The organism is Deefgea tanakiae (assembly GCF_019665765.1).
GTDB lineage: Bacteria > Pseudomonadota > Gammaproteobacteria > Burkholderiales > Chitinibacteraceae > Deefgea > Deefgea tanakiae.
Map to the genome: position 1 here is coordinate 353992 of NZ_CP081150.1, position 16039 is coordinate 370030.

At 48.3% G+C, this 16039-nt stretch carries 17 protein-coding genes; 3 read left to right on the forward strand and 14 right to left on the reverse strand.

Going from position 1 to position 16039, the window contains the following annotated elements; all coding sequences use genetic code 11:
* Positions 1 to 20: 20 nt before the first annotated feature.
* The 13 genes from K4H28_RS01685 to K4H28_RS01745 form a co-directional block, all read right to left on the reverse strand.
* Positions 21 to 527, reverse strand: a complete 507-nt coding sequence (locus K4H28_RS01685; protein ID WP_221006539.1) for a type II secretion system protein — start codon at positions 525 to 527, stop codon at positions 21 to 23.
* On the reverse strand, positions 502 to 876 hold the full coding sequence (locus K4H28_RS01690) for a type II secretion system protein (RefSeq protein ID WP_255573585.1): 375 nt from the start codon (positions 874 to 876) through the stop codon (positions 502 to 504). Before K4H28_RS01690 ends, K4H28_RS01685 begins: the two co-directional genes overlap by 26 nt.
* Positions 866 to 1339: a type II secretion system protein gene (locus tag K4H28_RS01695; RefSeq protein WP_221006541.1), complete on the reverse strand. Its 474-nt coding sequence runs from the start codon at positions 1337 to 1339 to the stop codon at positions 866 to 868. Before K4H28_RS01695 ends, K4H28_RS01690 begins: the two co-directional genes overlap by 11 nt.
* A 1-nt stretch (position 1340) precedes the next feature.
* A complete protein-coding gene (locus K4H28_RS01700) occupies positions 1341 to 3371 on the reverse strand; it encodes a secretin GspD/PilQ domain-containing protein (RefSeq protein ID WP_221006542.1) in 2031 nt (676 codons plus the stop codon).
* The gene (locus K4H28_RS01705; RefSeq protein ID WP_221006543.1) at positions 3368 to 3943 is read right to left on the reverse strand and encodes a hypothetical protein; all 576 of its coding nucleotides are present in this window, start codon (positions 3941 to 3943) and stop codon (positions 3368 to 3370) included. Before K4H28_RS01705 ends, K4H28_RS01700 begins: the two co-directional genes overlap by 4 nt.
* A complete protein-coding gene (locus tag K4H28_RS01710) occupies positions 3943 to 4467 on the reverse strand; it encodes a hypothetical protein (RefSeq protein ID WP_221006544.1) in 525 nt (174 codons plus the stop codon). The genes K4H28_RS01705 and K4H28_RS01710 overlap by 1 nt, the downstream gene beginning before the upstream one ends.
* Complete coding sequence (locus K4H28_RS01715) at positions 4464 to 5114, reverse strand: hypothetical protein (RefSeq protein ID WP_221006545.1); 651 nt, start codon at positions 5112 to 5114, stop codon at positions 4464 to 4466. Before K4H28_RS01715 ends, K4H28_RS01710 begins: the two co-directional genes overlap by 4 nt.
* A complete protein-coding gene (locus K4H28_RS01720) occupies positions 5111 to 5902 on the reverse strand; it encodes a hypothetical protein (RefSeq protein ID WP_221006546.1) in 792 nt (263 codons plus the stop codon). The genes K4H28_RS01715 and K4H28_RS01720 overlap by 4 nt, the downstream gene beginning before the upstream one ends.
* On the reverse strand, positions 5883 to 7535 hold the full coding sequence (locus K4H28_RS01725; protein WP_221006547.1) for a GspE/PulE family protein: 1653 nt from the start codon (positions 7533 to 7535) through the stop codon (positions 5883 to 5885). Before K4H28_RS01725 ends, K4H28_RS01720 begins: the two co-directional genes overlap by 20 nt.
* Complete coding sequence (locus K4H28_RS01730) at positions 7532 to 8710, reverse strand: type II secretion system F family protein (RefSeq protein ID WP_221006548.1); 1179 nt, start codon at positions 8708 to 8710, stop codon at positions 7532 to 7534. Before K4H28_RS01730 ends, K4H28_RS01725 begins: the two co-directional genes overlap by 4 nt.
* 12 nt (positions 8711 to 8722) lie before the next feature.
* Positions 8723 to 9151, reverse strand: a complete 429-nt coding sequence (gene gspG, locus K4H28_RS01735) for a type II secretion system major pseudopilin GspG (protein WP_221006549.1) — start codon at positions 9149 to 9151, stop codon at positions 8723 to 8725.
* Positions 9152 to 9412: 261 nt separating this feature from the next.
* The gene (locus K4H28_RS01740) at positions 9413 to 11386 is read right to left on the reverse strand and encodes a glycosyl hydrolase family 18 protein (protein ID WP_308443466.1); all 1974 of its coding nucleotides are present in this window, start codon (positions 11384 to 11386) and stop codon (positions 9413 to 9415) included.
* 592 nt (positions 11387 to 11978) lie between these two features.
* A complete protein-coding gene (locus tag K4H28_RS01745; protein ID WP_221006553.1) occupies positions 11979 to 12572 on the reverse strand; it encodes a Fe-Mn family superoxide dismutase in 594 nt (197 codons plus the stop codon).
* Positions 12573 to 12743: 171 nt separating this feature from the next.
* Here K4H28_RS01745 and K4H28_RS01750 point away from each other — a divergent pair, with 171 nt between their 5' ends.
* Positions 12744 to 13664, forward strand: a complete 921-nt coding sequence (locus K4H28_RS01750; RefSeq protein WP_221006555.1) for a CobD/CbiB family protein — start codon at positions 12744 to 12746, stop codon at positions 13662 to 13664.
* An 84-nt stretch (positions 13665 to 13748) separates the two neighbouring features.
* Positions 13749 to 14399 (forward strand): fumarylacetoacetate hydrolase family protein, encoded by a 651-nt coding sequence (locus K4H28_RS01755; protein WP_308443467.1) that lies wholly within the window; start codon positions 13749 to 13751, stop codon positions 14397 to 14399.
* Between the two features lie 106 nt (positions 14400 to 14505).
* Here K4H28_RS01755 and tsaD read toward each other — a convergent pair whose 3' ends face one another.
* The gene (gene tsaD, locus K4H28_RS01760) at positions 14506 to 15519 is read right to left on the reverse strand and encodes a tRNA (adenosine(37)-N6)-threonylcarbamoyltransferase complex transferase subunit TsaD (RefSeq protein WP_221006557.1); all 1014 of its coding nucleotides are present in this window, start codon (positions 15517 to 15519) and stop codon (positions 14506 to 14508) included.
* A gap of 190 nt (positions 15520 to 15709) precedes the next feature.
* On the opposite strand from tsaD, the gene rpsU reads away from it, so the two are divergent.
* The gene (gene rpsU / locus K4H28_RS01765) at positions 15710 to 15922 is read left to right on the forward strand and encodes a 30S ribosomal protein S21 (RefSeq protein WP_027469144.1); all 213 of its coding nucleotides are present in this window, start codon (positions 15710 to 15712) and stop codon (positions 15920 to 15922) included.
* Positions 15923 to 16039 lie beyond the last annotated feature (117 nt).

The window sequence follows — 16039 nt, forward strand, 5'->3', positions numbered from 1 at the left end:
TGGCTGCAATCAAATACACCTTAGCGAGTTCGTCCGCCGCCTTGATTTGGCCAATGCGCAAAGCGCCAGTCTTGATAAGACTTAGCATCTTTAAAGCTAGCGTATTCGTCGGGGAAATTGTCGGTTTTGAGCGGCTTGGCATTGGATTTACTTTGCACACCCATAAAGCCGCCGCCAGGGCCGCCAATGTAAAGCCAATCTTCGCCAGTCATCGGGTCTTTGTAAGCTTTGCGCAGGTAGTGGCGAGGGAAGGGTACGCGCGGGTCTTGGACTAAATCTTCAATGCGCTTTGGGTATTGTGTGCCGCCTGCCGATTGTTGTTCGCTGTATTGCTTGATGGCACGTCGGATTTCATCGCCCATCCGCATTAATTCGGCTTCTTTATTGCGCTGAATACGGTTATGCCAAGCTTCGCCAACTTGCGCTAGGTAAATGCCCATGATGAGCACTAGCATCAGTGCCCACACATAAGCAAAGCCGCTTTGCTGTGAGTAGTGAGAGTTACCAGCTGCTATACGGCGTGCCATCGTTGCTAGTTCCTTCTGCGCCACTTTTCAGATCATAAACGCCACTGCCCGTTTCTGGGGCAACAATAATCCATGAGTCTCTCTTACCTGTAATCGGATCTAGCGGTAATTCACGCAAATATTTTTTACTAACGAGCTCATCTAAGTTGCTTGGATAGCGACCAGTATCGGCAAAAAATTTATCAATGCCGTCACGTACTGCGACGAGATTATGCTTGAGCACTGTTTCTTGTGCACGATCGGTTTGCTGGAAATAACGTGGCACAACCAATGTTAATAAACTAGCCATAATGGCCAATACAACTAAAAGTTCAATCAGGGTAAAACCCCGATGCTGCTTACCATTCACGATACGGAACTCCATTCAGGCCGGTTTGCCCAGAGGTAGAGTAAACATCATACACGTCGCGACCCTCTGCTGGGGTATCTGCTGGGCTGGCGTAACTCCGTAAACCCCAGGTCTGTGCATTGGTTTTGCTGGGGCAATCACAAAATGGATCACGGGGTAGACGGCGTAGGAAGTAGATTTTTTTTCCGGCCGGGTCTTTTAAATCTTTAGCGCCTTCAACCAGCGTTTCCAGCGTGGGCGGATAGCCGGATTCATCGAGTGATTTATTCACCCGATTGGCGTCGACTGCCGCTTTGTATTGATCAATCCCACTGCGGATTTGCCATAAAGCGCGGCGTAATTCATCTTCTCGATTCCGAGTCGCCGCCACTTGCGACAAGGGCAGGGCCACTGTCGCAAGTACGGCAAGAATGGTTAAGGTCACCATGAGCTCAATGAGCGTAAATCCGCGATTATGCTTCATTTTAGCGACGTCCCATTCCCCCACTTCGTGGTGCTGGTGTCGCAGCAGGTTGCTCAGGCTGCTGAGGTTGCTGCGCTGAGGGTTGTTGCTCCGATTGCGGCGCAGGCTGCTGTGGTGCAGGTTGCTGTGGTGCAGGTTGCTGTGGTTCTGGCGGCGGAATATACGGCGCTGGTTGTCCGCCTTGATTATTAATAATCACTGCCGATGAATTGCGCAAACGTAATGGATCCGTACTCATCGCGCCTTCGGTACCGCTATCAAAGTTGGTGATGTGGGTCGATGGTAGTGGCAATGAACGAACCACTCGTGGCGTGATTAGCAAAATAAGCTCGGTTTTTTCCTTGGTAGAGCTTTTCGTACCAAAGATGCGGTCAAATCCAGGTACTGAGCTGAGGAATGGTAAGCCAGAGCCTGCATCCACTTCACTACGTGATAATAAACCAGCTAATACTTGCGTTTCACCATCACGCGCGGTCATATTCGTTTCCGCGCGGCGAGTACCAATTTGGTAGACCAATAAGCCGCCCTTGGTTGGAATCGTTTTAGTGATGTTAGAGACTTCTAACGTCACTTTGACGCTGATTTCGTTATCAACGGTGAGCACGGGCTCAACGTTCAGTGTCAAGCCAACGTCTTGGTAATTGACGTTTTCAGTGCTTGTGCCGTTTGATACTGTCGTAGTCACAACAGGAACACGTTCACCGATGAGGATTTTTGCCTTATCACGATTTTTTACGCGAATTTTGGGGTTCGCTAAAATATTCGTTTTCCCTCTGCTTTGGTTAAAGTTGGCGGTCACTGTTGGCACGCCTAGATTGACCAAAATGTCACTGCTGTTGATATTTTTTAGCTGATCTAAGGTGACCGAGCCTGGCGTTAATGCCGATGGTGAGGTGGTCACGGTTGTGCCATCTGGATTTTTGGTAATCGTCGGTGGTGCTGCGCCAATCGTATTGCCATAAACCGTAGCCGACACTGAGCCTGGATATTTGATACCCATATCGAGAACGTCGTTATTACTGACCTCAAGTATTTCCACATCCATTAACACTTCGGATTGCGGAATGTCTTGTGCCGCGATCAAGCGTTCTGCCACCGCAATCGCTTCGGGTGTATCGCGCATCACCAACATGCTAAGGCGTTCGTCAATATAGACATCACGCGTTTTGACCATTTGCTTGATCATCGACAGTACTTGTTTGGGGTCGGCATTCGATAGATAGAATGTCCGCATCACCATGTCTTTGTAATCACGGTCTTTATCGGGGCGTTTTGGATAAATTAGAATGGTATTGTCATTCAGAATTTTTTTATCCAGCTGATTGGTTGCCAGAATCAAGTTAATGACGTCTTGCACCGTGGTATCGCGTGCGTAGATTGTTGTTTTTAGGTTCGGAGGTACATCTTTATCAAAAATGAAGTTCACATTACCGATGCGCGAAATGATGTCAAAAACACTCATCATGCTTTGATCGCGGAACTGCAAGGAGATCGGGCTTTTGAGTGCTTGTGCGAGTGCGGGTCGCAAGCTAGCTTCACGAGATTTACGGCTTTCTAGGTCATTCCGTAAAATTCTAGCCTCATTATTACGAGGGTTTTCTGCCAAAATTTGGCTGCTAATCGTCAGCGCTTCATCAGGTCGTGTGTCTTTGATTTCCATCGCATATTTCATCATCGATGAATGACGAATACCAACTTCAACCAGACGAACGCCCTCAAGGGCACGCATATTATTCGATTCCCAGCTGAGAATCTGCTGGTAGCGACTCATTGCCAGTGCAGTGTCACCACGAGCCCGTGCTTGATCACCTTCATTTTGCAGGCGAGATAAAAACTGAAGCAAGCTGGACTGAAAGTTGACGCGCAACTGTAAGTCATTGGGCGTTTTGGCCAATTGAGCTTGCAGCGTTTTCAGTGCTGCTTCCGGGTTGCCTTCTTCTTGGAACGATTCAGCTTTGTATTGTGCGATATCACTAGCACAACCGGCCAAAAAGGCCATCGATAGCATTGAGGTCATTAACGCTCGTTTCACGGCGTTCCTCCTGTCGGCAGCGTTTGCTGCTGATTGAGTGGTAAATAAGTAAACGTCAACATATCTGGCGTGAGCTTATCGAGGCGATAGCTGCCCAATAAGGTTTCTCCAGGTTGAATTCGGCCCAAGGTATCGCATTTCGTGCACAGGACAATTGATTGGCCTTGCCCTTCAACGACCACGTATAGCGTGTTTTTCTCTTTCCATGTTGCGGTAACTTGGAAAGGTAAAGGTGGGGCCACAGGCACCGGCGTTGGCGTCGGTGGCGGTGGTTTCGTCGGCGGCGGCGGAGTTGGCAGCCAAGATTGCTTAGGGAATAAATCTGCAATCCCAATACCTAATACCACTGAGGCGGCACTTGCTGTGTTGGCGCCGCTTGCTGCTGACGATTGATCGGCAGCGATACTGGAAGCTTTCGTGGCTTCACTCGCTACTTTTTGAATTGCTTTTTGCATCGGACGCGCTTTGCTTTCCAGCTCTGGCTCTGCGCTGCTATTGCTTTCTTGCCAATAAAGGTAAGCCGTGACTGCTAAAGTAAGGCCCAGTACGATTTGTAGGGGACGAGAAAGCATCAGTGTGCCTCCGTCAAATACGAGAGCTGAACTTGAATCGCCAGCCTATCATCTGAGATTTGTTGTCTTTGTAGATTTAAACTTTCTACTCGGACCCCCGGTGAAGCTTGTAGCTCAAGCAAAAATCGACGCAACTGAAGATAAGTCGCATTCGCAGGGAATTGCATGCTGTAACGCATTAATTTGCCATCAGCCTCGGGCTGGCTCTTGTAGTCAATTTGGGTAATGATCACTTTATTATTTGCGGCAAGGTCGTTTAAGCGCCGTAAAAAGAAAGTAAACGTATCGCTTCGATTTAGCTTTGGTAATGCTTCAGTCGTCGATTTGGCAACGACGGGGGTGCGTAATTGTTGAAATTTGCGTTCAAGCGCAATCTCGCGTTCATTTAAATCATAGATATACGGCTTGAGGTCTTGGGTATAGAGCATCAAAGCAAAGCCAAGTAAGGCTAAGCCGGCAATACCCAAGATGCCTGAGTATTTAGGAATCAGTCGCAGATACCAAAAGATTTGTTCTTTACTCATTTGCTCGCTCCCTGTGATTTGGGGCGTGACAGGGGTTTGCTCGCCATTACAGCACTGGCAGCCACAGAAGTGGCCTCGCTGGCCTGCTGCTCGATTGCTTCAGGTGCTTGTTTGGCCGTCGCAGATGCCGGCGCGTGCCAAAAAATTTCCATCGCGGCAACCGCAGGTAATTGTGGATCACCAATCTTTACACTATTTCTAGCTAATGAAACTTGTTTGACCTCATCTTGAGACTGTAGCCGGTCGACTAGCAATAAAACATCGTTGAGTGTTTTGGCTTCTAAATCCATTTTGATGTCACGCTCAACCGTTGCAATTTCTAAACGAGTAAAGGCGATTTGTTGCTCCCACACGCGTTCTAACAGCTCAAAAGCAATGTCGTTACTGAGCATTTGATCACGACGAATTTTTTCAACCTTGGCTGAAACCGGCGAGGCATTTCGCTCGACGGTGGCTTTGGTTTCGCGTTGCTTTAGGCGCAGACTGATTTCATCTTCACGGAGTTCAATTTGATTTTTCTGCTCTTTTGCCACATCAATTTGTGTCATCACCCACAGAACAGCAATAATGCCGAGTACGGTGAGTGCAAGTCCTAGCCATGGCGTGACTGCGCTTTGTTTATTGAAATCTAATTGCAGTGTTTTCATTCGTGATTATCCACCGCCAGAAATTGCGGGTGCACTGGGCCCAGCCATTCAAAATCAAAATCTGCGGATTTAACGCTTCTGAGCGTGACATCAGATGACGTTAAGTAGATATGCTCAGGTAAAAACTGGCCACTTAAGACTGCAGCTTCGCGCACTAAGGCGGCAAGCGACAGTGTTTGTTCTTCTGAATCCAGTTGCACGGGCAGCGTGACCAAGCCTTGCCAGGCTTTTTCACGATAAAACCCCACAATCGCGTGGCCCATTTCTAGGATAACCAAGGCGTGCTCAGCATCTTTCATTGTTTTGCGATGCTGGTTGACTGCTGTCGTGAACAGTGGCTCAACTTTGCCGAGCTTGAGTTTGCTCGCGCGGCACAGTTCGGCGAAGGTTTGATATAAACCTTCTTCAAACGCGGCGGCGATACGCGGCTGTCCGTATTGACCATCCGAAATACGAATGCGCCAAGAATCAGTATTCACGCCATATTGCTGGGCTAGCAAAAGTCGCGCGTAGTTTTCCCAATCGCTATCTTTGCCAAGGCTGGTTTGCCAAGGCAAACATACATAGCGTACCCATGGCGAGCCAAACACCAAGTCAACGCGATCTTGCCCTAGACGACCACGCGGTACTTGATTGAACATATCTTGTAGGCGCGGCACCAACACATCGGGCGATGGATCGACCGAGGCACGACGGCGGCTCAGCACTTCGCCGCCAAAGTTCACACTCGAGAGGCGGATACGCTGCTTGCCAAACCACGCACAGTGATTAATCAACAAAGGTGACACGGTTGATTTCCTGTAATGTTGTTTCACCGCGAGCTACGGCGTTAAGGGCGATTTGTCGCATCGAGATAAAGCCGTTGTTCAGCGCAATTTTTTTGAGCTCTACAGCAGGCGCGTGTTTAGCGATGGCTTGTTTGAGGTCATCATCAAGGCGCAATACTTCAGCGATGGCTTTACGGCCTAAATAGCCGGTGTTACGACAGGCAGGGCAGCCAGCACCTTTGCGGAAAGTCCATTTACTCACTTGCGTGCGTGTCAGACCCGAAGCAGCCAATAAATCGACGCTTGGCGTGTCGTCGCCGACGCAATGTGGGCAGACTTTTCGGATGAGTCGCTGTGCGACTACACCAATCAGTGCATCAACAAAACTATTTGGCTCTACACCCATATGAATAAAGCGATCAATCACCGAGAAAGCGTTGTTCGCGTGGACTGAAGTTAGCACCAAGTGACCGGTTAAGGCTGCTTGCACTGCGATATTGGCGGTTTCACCGTCGCGAATCTCACCGACCAGAATTTTATCGGGGTCATGGCGCAAGATTGAGCGCAAACCACGAGCAAAGGTCAGGCCTTTTTTATCATTGACTGGAATTTGCAATACGCCGGGCAGTTGGTACTCGACCGGATCTTCAATGGTGATAATTTTTTCTTCACCGTTATTAATTTCGGATAACGTTGCATACAGCGTCGTCGATTTGCCCGAGCCCGTTGGACCAGTCACCAAGAGTAGGCCGTAGGGTTCGTGCGATAGCGAGCGAATCGCCGCCATCGTTTGTTCTTCGTGGCCGAGTGTTTCTAGGCGCAGCGATTTAAACGCATCGCCGCCGCCTTGCTTATCCAAAATCCGCAATACGGCATCTTCGCCATGGATGGATGGCATGATGGAGACGCGAAAATCGACATCGCGATTGTTGACTTTGGCTTTGAAACGTCCGTCTTGTGGAACGCGATGTTCGGAAATATCGAGCTCAGCTAAAACTTTAATCCGCGAAACAATTTGCTCGGCCATTTCTGCACCATTGGCGCCACCCGCATGCAGTAAAACACCATCGATACGATATTTGATCGTCATCCCTTGCGGCGTTGTTTCCATGTGGATATCAGACGCTTTGGCTTTGAGTGCATCGTAAAGTGTCGAATTCACTAATTTAACGACGGGCTTGGCATCTTGCGCCAAGGTAGTCAGTGAAATTTCGGTGACGCCGTCTTTGCTGACCTCTTGGTTTTCCCCAACAGCCATTTGCTCCATCGCGCGATGCGATGTTTCGTATTCGTCGAAATACTGTTTTAAATCGTCAAATAGCGCAAAGGCGACTCGGAACGCCACGGTGATCCGTTGCTGCGCCCAGTTGCGAACTACGGGGCTAAATGGATCTGACAAGATCAATACATAGCCATGCTGTGGTACTTCAGCCAATAAACATTGGTGTGCAACCGCATCGCCAAAGGCGAGTAGGTCGTAGCGAGGTTTAAGTGCATTTAATTCTTGGCGGGTAATGGCTGGTAGACCAAGGTAGCCGCTGACTTCAAGCCTATACTCGTCATCATTGAGGCCGAGTGATTGCTGTAATAAGACAGAAAGCGGTTGATTGCCGCCTGTTGCGCGCAAATGCTGAATGAGGTCGAGCGTAATCATTGCATATTCCCGGCCAACTCAAAAATCGGCATGTAAAGCAAAAAGACGATGCCGCCAATTAAAATCCCGATCAATAACATTAAAATCGGCTCAAACAGGCGGGTAAACATTTCAATCGCTCGGTCAAGTTCTTCATCGCAAAACTGTGCCGCGCGTTCAATCATCGTGGCGAGTTCGCCACTTTGCTCTCCGACGCGCAGCAGACGCTCTGAAACGGGGGTGGTGAGATTATATTTCGGCAATGTATTAGAAAGCTGTTGTCCTGATTTTATGTCCACAATCGCCTGCGACAGCGCAAGGCGCATTGTGACGGGCAAGAGTTGGGCTGCCAGTTCTAGTGCGGCGACTAAATTCAAGCCACCAGAGAGTAAAAGACCAACGGTACGATAAAAGCGCGTTAATGAGAAAAGTCGACGATATTCTTCGAGTCGAGGTAATTTCCAAAACAACTCTAGCAGCATCGATTGTACTGCTTGGGTTCGGAATGCCATGATGATGCTGATAATGCTCGCAATCATTACGGCAAAAATTACTTGCCCATGTTGATGTACTAAATCGCCCCACCACAGCATCACTTGTGCGGCAAAAGGGAGGTTTTTCATCGAAGCATAGATTTGGCTAAATTTCGGAATCACATAAAACAGTAAGAACAGCATGATGCTGCCACCAATCCCAATCACCACCATTGGATATACCAAAGACGAAATAACTTTCTTTTTTACGGCGGTGAGGCGGGTTTCGTAGTGATGGTAGCGTTTGAGTGCATCAGCCAAATGACCTGTTTTTTCTGCCGAGCCTACGCTGGCAATATACAGTGGCGGAAACAAATTTGGCATTTGCGACAGCACTTTGGATAAAGGCAATCCTTGGTACAAACCCTCGATCATCGTGGTGAGAACCGTGCGGTTTTCGTCGTGGCCGCTTTTTTCTTTCAGCGTTTCCATGGCCTCAACGAGGGTTAGGCCCGCTTCGAGTAGTGCAATCAGCTCTTGAGTAAACAGTGAGACTTGAAATTCACTCTTGCCCAATGAAAGGCTGAACTTGCGTTCAGCTTTAAAGCTGACAAGCTGTAGGCCCTGTTCTAGCAGGCGTGCGCGTAGGTCATCGACGTTGGCAGCATCGAGTTCTAGTTCGCGCAGAGAACCTGCACTAAGAGCTTTAACTTGGTAACGCATTAGATTTATTGCTTACCAAAAGTTGATATCGGTGTCTTCACCGCTACCACCGGGTTTGCCATCTAAGCCGTAGCTTAGTAAGTCGTAGTCATGGCCATTTTCGCCCGGAATACGATAAATGTATGGTTTGTCCCAAGGATCGTTGGGTACATCTTTCATTAAGTAAGGACCAGACCACTTGCTTTCTTCTGGTGGTTTTTTGGTCAAAGCATTTAGTCCCAATTCATTGCTTGGATAGCGGCCGGTATCAAGGCGGTATTGATCCAGTGCGCCAGCAATCGATTTCATTTGGCTCGCCGCAGTTTTGGTTTTTGCTTTGCCGACTTCGCCAAATAATTTAGGCCCAACATAGCCCGCCAAGAGGGCAATGATGAGGAGTACAACTAACAATTCGAGCAGCGTAAAGCCACGGTGCTTGCGGGTAGAAATTGGCGTTTTCATCTTCAATCTCGGTTGAAATTTTGTAGTGCGAGATGGGGTGATACAACAACCCATTAAGCTGACATGCTAATGCCTAAAAGCGGCTTGAGCAAGCCTTTTTCTTACTTTGTGCGCGCGCTAAAAGCTTGTATTTACTTGCCTTGCGACGGATTTTAGTGGTTTTGAATCTTGATGTGTTTTTGTTGGTTTCGTGTAAATTATTTAGTGCTGTTCATAAAAAAACCCCATCGTAAACGATGGGGTTTGAGATGCTATTACAAATTATTTGTTAATGTGAGTCATTGCTTCAACAAGTTCGCCAGTCGACGTATCGCTGTCTGCTTGCCAGCTGAAGATACCGCCCATGCCCATTTTCTTAGCGTAGTCAGCTTTCAACTTGATATCACGAGAAGTGTCGTAAGACCAGAATGTTGTGCCATCAAAGCGGTAAGTTTGTTGTGTTACTGGGTGGATGTACTCAGTACCTGGAGCATTTTTCAATACTTTGTAGTCTTCGTAACCCGCTTCGTAGGTACCAGTTGCTGCTTTAGTGGCTGCTTGGTACAGACCATTATTTGCATTGGTTACACCAGTCCAGCCGCGGCCGTAGAATGGTACGCCCATGTGCAATTTAGCAGCAGGTACGCCACGTGCTAGCAAGTCTTTAACGGCAGTATCAGTATTGTAGCTGTTGATTTTGCCAGTTTTTGGATCTTTGTAGCGTGGGCTAGCTGGATCTGGGTACAAAGCTGAATGGAAGTCGGTTGGACCTTGTGCATCCCATGCGCCGTTGTAGTCGTACGACATGATGTTGATCCAGTCGAGGTACTTGCTGTATTCGGCTGGTTCAGTTGCAGCGATTTTCTCATCGCCAGCACCGATTGCCACAGTTAACAAGTATTTTTTGCCAGTTGTTTTGCTCAACTCATCCAATTGTTTGCGGAACTCTGCCATCAATAGATTGTTGTTTTGCTTGTCGGCAGGAGAAACTGTGTTAGTGCCAATACCTTGAACGCCTGGGTATTCCCAGTCGATGTCGATACCATCAAAGATGCCTGCTGCAGTGCCTGGGCCACCTGCATTTGAGCCTGAGTCAAATGGCATATTGCCTTTGATCCACACGTCGATACAAGATGCAACCAAAGCTTGACGCAATTCTGGTGTTGCAGATGCCGCAGAGAACCACTTAGACCAAGTCCAGCCACCCAATGAAATTAGCGCTTTCAAGTTCGGATTTTTGGCTTTCAGTTTTTTCAACTGATTCATATTGCCTTTGAGTGGGCCTTCTTTGCCTTGGCGAGGATCATCCCATTTTTCCCAACCGTATGCATCAGCTACACCATCGACTGATTCGCCAGCGCTGAAGCCTTTTTGGTAAACAGCCCATGCATCGCCGCCATCTTGATTGCCCGATTCTTGTTTATTTACAGAAGCGTCACAAACATATTTGCCGCCCTTGTTGTAAACGTTACCGAATGAGTAGTTCAAGAACGTCAAGTTTTTAGCTTGGCCGCTGGTTTGCATGTCTTTCAGGTAGAACTTACGGCCGTAGATTGACCATTCCGCGAAGTAAGTGCCAACTTGTTTGGCGCCAGTGCTTGGTGGTGTGCTAGTTACTGGAGTTGGAGATGCGGTCACAACTGGAGTTGGAGATGCAGTCACAACTGGAGTTGGAGAAGCAGTCACAGCTGGAGTTGGAGAAGCAGTCACAACTGGAGTTGGAGATGAGGTCACAACTGGAGTTGGAGATGCAGTCACAACTGGAGTTGGAGATGCAGTTGGTTTTGGCGTTGCAGTTACTGTTGAGCCGTCGCAAGCACCGATATCTGTCCAAGGTTTGCCAGAGCCTGTGTTAGTCGATGGCTCATTGCCTTGTGTCCACCAGCCTGCTTTGTAGTTACGGCCTTGGTAAGACACAATCGCGCCACCGTTGTAGGCGGTTGCGGAATTCCATGGGTTAACACAGCTGCCTGCAGGGGGGGCTGTTGTTACTGGTGTTGGGGTTGCAACGACTGGTGTTGCTGTTGGTGCAACTGGCGTTGCTGTTGCGCTGCCAGATTGAAGTTCCCACGGACCCCATTGTTCGGTGCCTGGAATATTATTTTGTGTCCACCACTTTGCTTTGTAGTCTTTACCAGAGTAAGTCACTACATCGCCGCCGACGTATGCAGTTGTGCTGTTCCATGCTTGAGCAGCAAAAGAGCTAACTGATACAAAAGCGATTGCTGCTGGGATTGCGGCTAAACGGAAGTTCATTTGGTGTTTCCTCTCATCCATTATTTTAGTAAGAATTTCATCGCAACCGATATTGGTTTACGTTGATTTCAATTCACTAACAACTTAGTAGTCACTTGTTGTGGTTGGGGTGGTGTGTAATTCTTCGCTTAACCGCTGTATCCACTTAAAGTTGCTACTTCGACGCTGGCGGTTGATTTGATTAATACCAGTCGTCTAACGTAATCCTTGCCGCAGATCCTGTTTGAATTCGCTGCTGTTACGTTTCGTAGCGCTAATTTCGCAGACTACATTTGCCTTGTCAACAGGGTGTTGTGATGGAAAACACAGTGAAATTAATGGTTTAAGTTGAATGTAAGTCTGTGGAATGCCTTGCGAAATTGTTGGTTGCGTATATTAGTTTGTGCTAATTAACGCGCTGCAATATAGTGCAATAAGTTAAATCACTAATACCATTGAAAGATAAGGATAAATGCCAGCTGCTGCGTGTGTTGCGTTGCCTTTTGGTTTTTTTTGGTGCATGTAATTTGGAAAATAAAAAAAAGACGACTGAATGTCGTCTTTTTGATCTGCGTTGGAAAAAGCTGACAGAAGGCCCGCTTTCTTGTGTGACTTATGCTGCTAGGCGTGCAGCAACCACATTCCAGTCAACCAGCTTCCAGAAGCCTTCAAGGTAGTTCGGGCGGCTGTTGCGGTAATCGATGTAATAAGCGTGCTCCCAAACGTCACAGGTCAGCAATGCAGTGTCTGCTGTTGTCAGTGGTGTGCCTGCTGCGCCAGTGTTAACGATATCCAGTGAGCCGTCGGCTTTTTTTACCAACCAAGTCCAGCCAGAGCCAAAATTGCCAGCAGCTGAGGCGTTGAATGCTTTTTTGAATTCATCAAAAGAGCCCCATTTTGCTGCGATGGCATCTGCCAATGCGCCAGCAGGTGCGCGATCTTCGCCAGCTGCATTCGGTGCAAAGCCAAACCAGAAGAAAGTGTGGTTCCAAGTTTGTGCTGCATTGTTGTACAAACCACCAGCTGGTGCTGTTTTAACGATCTCTTCGAGCGATTTGCTTTCGTTCTCAGTGCCTTTGATCAGGTTGTTGAGGTTGGTGATATAAGTTTGGTGGTGTTTGCCGTAGTGAAATGACAGCGTTTCTGCAGACATAAATGGTGCCAGCGCATCTTGTGCATAAGGCAGGGTAGGTAGTTGATGTTCCATGTGAATCTCCGGTTGGGTTGGCGTACAGACGATATGGCACTGTGGCGTGCTTTTTCAAGTGGTGTTGTTATTGTTTCTGCTCACTCGGGCTCTATGTTATCTTTGAAACCTAATGGATGTGTGGCTGCGGGCTGATTTTTTTGGTTCGAGCGTAATTGGGAAATTAAGTTTATGAGTATTTTGTCGCTAATTTTAGCTTTGCTGCTTGAGCAAATCCGGCCGATTAGTAGTCGTAATCCGCTCTATCTTGGTTTTATTCGTACTGCCAATGGCATGGGACGAAACCTCAATGCCGGTGAGTATCGCAACGGTGTTTATGCGTGGTTGATTGCGGTGGTGCCTTTGGTGGCGCTGACAGCGGGTGGGTATTGGTTTTTGATGCAGCATAATATTGCGTTTGCAATGCTGTGGAGTGTGTTGACATTGTATTTGACGATGGGCTTTCGTCAATTTAGTCATGCGTTTACCAAAATATCGAAATCACTACAGGCGGAGGATTTGGACGCTGCACGTTCTATGTTGGGCGATTGGACGGGGCAGTCTACGTCCGAGTTGAGTGAAGATGAAGTGGCGCGCTTAACGATTGAGCAGGGTATTATTGATTCTTATCGCTATGTGTTCGGTACTATTTTTTGGTTTGTTGCTTTGGCATGGTTGGTCGGTCCCGCTGGGGCGGTTGCCTATCGTGCGGCGTGCTTGTTGCAGCAAAAATGGGGCGGGCATGGTGATATGTTTGGCCGCTTTGCTGATGCCGTCATGGATGTTTTGGATTTTGTGCCGGTTCGTTTGGCAGCTATTTCATTTGCAATTGTTGGTAATTTTGAAGATGCAGTTTATTGCTGGCGCTCGCAGGCGCAGCAGTGGATGGATCAAGATTACGGTATTTTGCTGGCTTCGGCTGCCGGCGCTTTGGGAGTGCGCTTGGGTGAGGCGCTGCATCAAGATCATACGGTGAAGTATCGTCCTGAGTTGGGTGTTGGTGAATCGGCGAATCGAGATTATCTAGCCAGTGCGGTTGCGCTGGTGTGGCGCTCGGCTATTTTGTGGTTGGCTGTGATTTTGCTATTTAGTATTTCTCAGTGGGTTGCATGATTTTAATGTATGTGAGCGTAGCCTTTGATTCTTAATGTATTCGTGCCTATACCCATTCGCTTTTTGTATTAATAATTGGAATTGATGATGGCAGAGTTAAAAATTGCAGAGACGACCTTGCGCATTAATAATATCTTTTGCGTTGCGCGAAATTTTGTAGCGCATGCGGCGGAGATGGGGTCGGTGATTGCGAGTGAGCCGGTGGTTTTTATTAAACCGAATTCGGCTGTACTCCAGTCCGGCTCACCAGTGGTATTACCGTCATGGTCAGAAAATGTGCATCACGAGTTAGAGTTGGTGGTGGCGATTGCTGAGGGCGGTAAAAATATTGCGCCAGCCGATGCGTTAAAGCATGTTGCTGGCTATGCCTTGGGCTTGGATTTAACTGCACGTGATGTGCAGGCTGCAGCCAAAAAGACGGGTTCGCCTTGGACTTTGGCCAAGGGTTTTGACGGCGCCGCCGTGCTGACTCAATTCGTTGCAGCGGGTGATATTGACCCGACCCAGTTGCAATTTACCTTGCATATCAATGGTGAGTTGCGTCAGTCGGCGGATACGCGCTTGATGGCGTTTGATGTTGCGACTTTGATTGCATGGATTTCAAGTAAATTCACCTTGCAGGCGGGTGATTTGATTTATACCGGAACGCCAGAAGGTGTTGGTCAAATTCAACGTGGTGATCATTTGCGGTTGACCTGGCCGGGTCGTGTTGAAGAATCTTTTGATGTGATTTAACAATCGTACATTGATCGGCTTGAGAATAAAAAACCCGCTACGGCGGGTTTTTCTATGGGTATTTCCCGCTGGGTATTTAAATTTAATGGCTGCAACAATATACCTATTAAGTGCTACTGAGGCTGGCTAAGTCCCAGCGTGGTTTCACGGCAAAAGAACCTGCCGTTTGGCGCTCGCTTAAACGCTGCGCGCCCGCATAGGCAATCATTGCGCCATTGTCGGTACAGAGTTCCAGTGGCGGGTAAAACACTTCAAAGCCGCGTTTCTTGGCGGCATCATCGAGTGCGTTTCGCAATTGCCGATTAGCGCCAACGCCTCCTGCAATCACCAATCTTTTCATACCAGTTTGCTTGAGTGCTTTGAGCGATTTTTTAAGTAATACCTCGACGATGGCTGCTTGAAATGCGGCGCAAATATCAGCGCGCGTGGTGTCGTCGAGTGGCGATTGTTGCGTAACCAAATTGAGAACCGCCGTTTTGAGGCCAGAAAAACTCATATCTAAGTTTGGCGTGTGCAGCATCGGGCGCGGTAAAGTAAAGCGATTTGCGTCGCCTGTGTCGGCTAATTTTGACAGTGCCGGGCCGCCGGGGTAGCCAAGCCCTAATAACTTAGCTGATTTATCAAAGGCTTCGCCCGCAGCATCATCAACCGTTTCGCCGAGCAATTCGTATTGTCCTACGCCATGCACTGCCATCAGTTGTGTATGTCCGCCGGAAACTAGTAGCGCAACAAATGGAAATGCGGGGGCGGGTTCGGCCAAGCAAGGTGATAGCAAATGTCCTTCGAGGTGATGAACGGCAATGGTGGGTTTACCGAGCGCAAACGCCATGGCATTGGCAACCGATGCGCCTACTAGGAGTGCGCCCGCTAAGCCGGGACCTGCGGTGTAGGCAATTGCATCAATATCGGCAAGCTGTTTGCCGGCTTCTGCTAAGCAACTTTCGGTGAGAGGCAGAACACGGCGAATATGGTCGCGCGATGCGAGTTCAGGTACAACACCGCCGTATTCACTGTGCATGGCGATTTGGGTATGCAAACGATGGGCAAGCAGACCCGCTTCGCTATCGTAAAGCGCAACGCCTGTTTCGTCGCAAGAAGATTCAATGCCCAGTACCAACATGATTATGCTCGTGTTTTTGCCCAATAATGCCACTATGGTAACGGGCATGGAAGCAACACGGAAGACCTTCGTGTGTATTCCTTTTGACATTGGCTAATTATTCTAGGATAATCACACCCTTTCCAATCTTTAGTCTGCGCTGAGGTTTCTCAGGCGGGGCTGAAGTTTTATGTTTACTAGGATTCGACTAATGCCTTCCGTACGCGTTAAAGAAAACGAGCCGTTCGAAGTAGCGATGCGCCGCTTCAAGCGTTCTGTTGAAAAGACTGGCCTCCTCACTGACCTTCGTGCACGCGAATTCTACGAGAAGCCAACTGCAGAACGTAAACGCAAGCTTGCTGCCGCTGTTAAGCGTCAACACAAGCGTCTGCGTAGCCAACAATTGCCAGCTAAACTCTACTAAGAGTTTGCTTGCTGTTGTTTGTACTCAAGGTCGCCTAGGCGGCCTTTTGTTTTTTCTAAAAATCAAAAAGTATGGCCTAAACATACCTTAGCTCGTCGCGGCCTGGGCTCTGCAGTG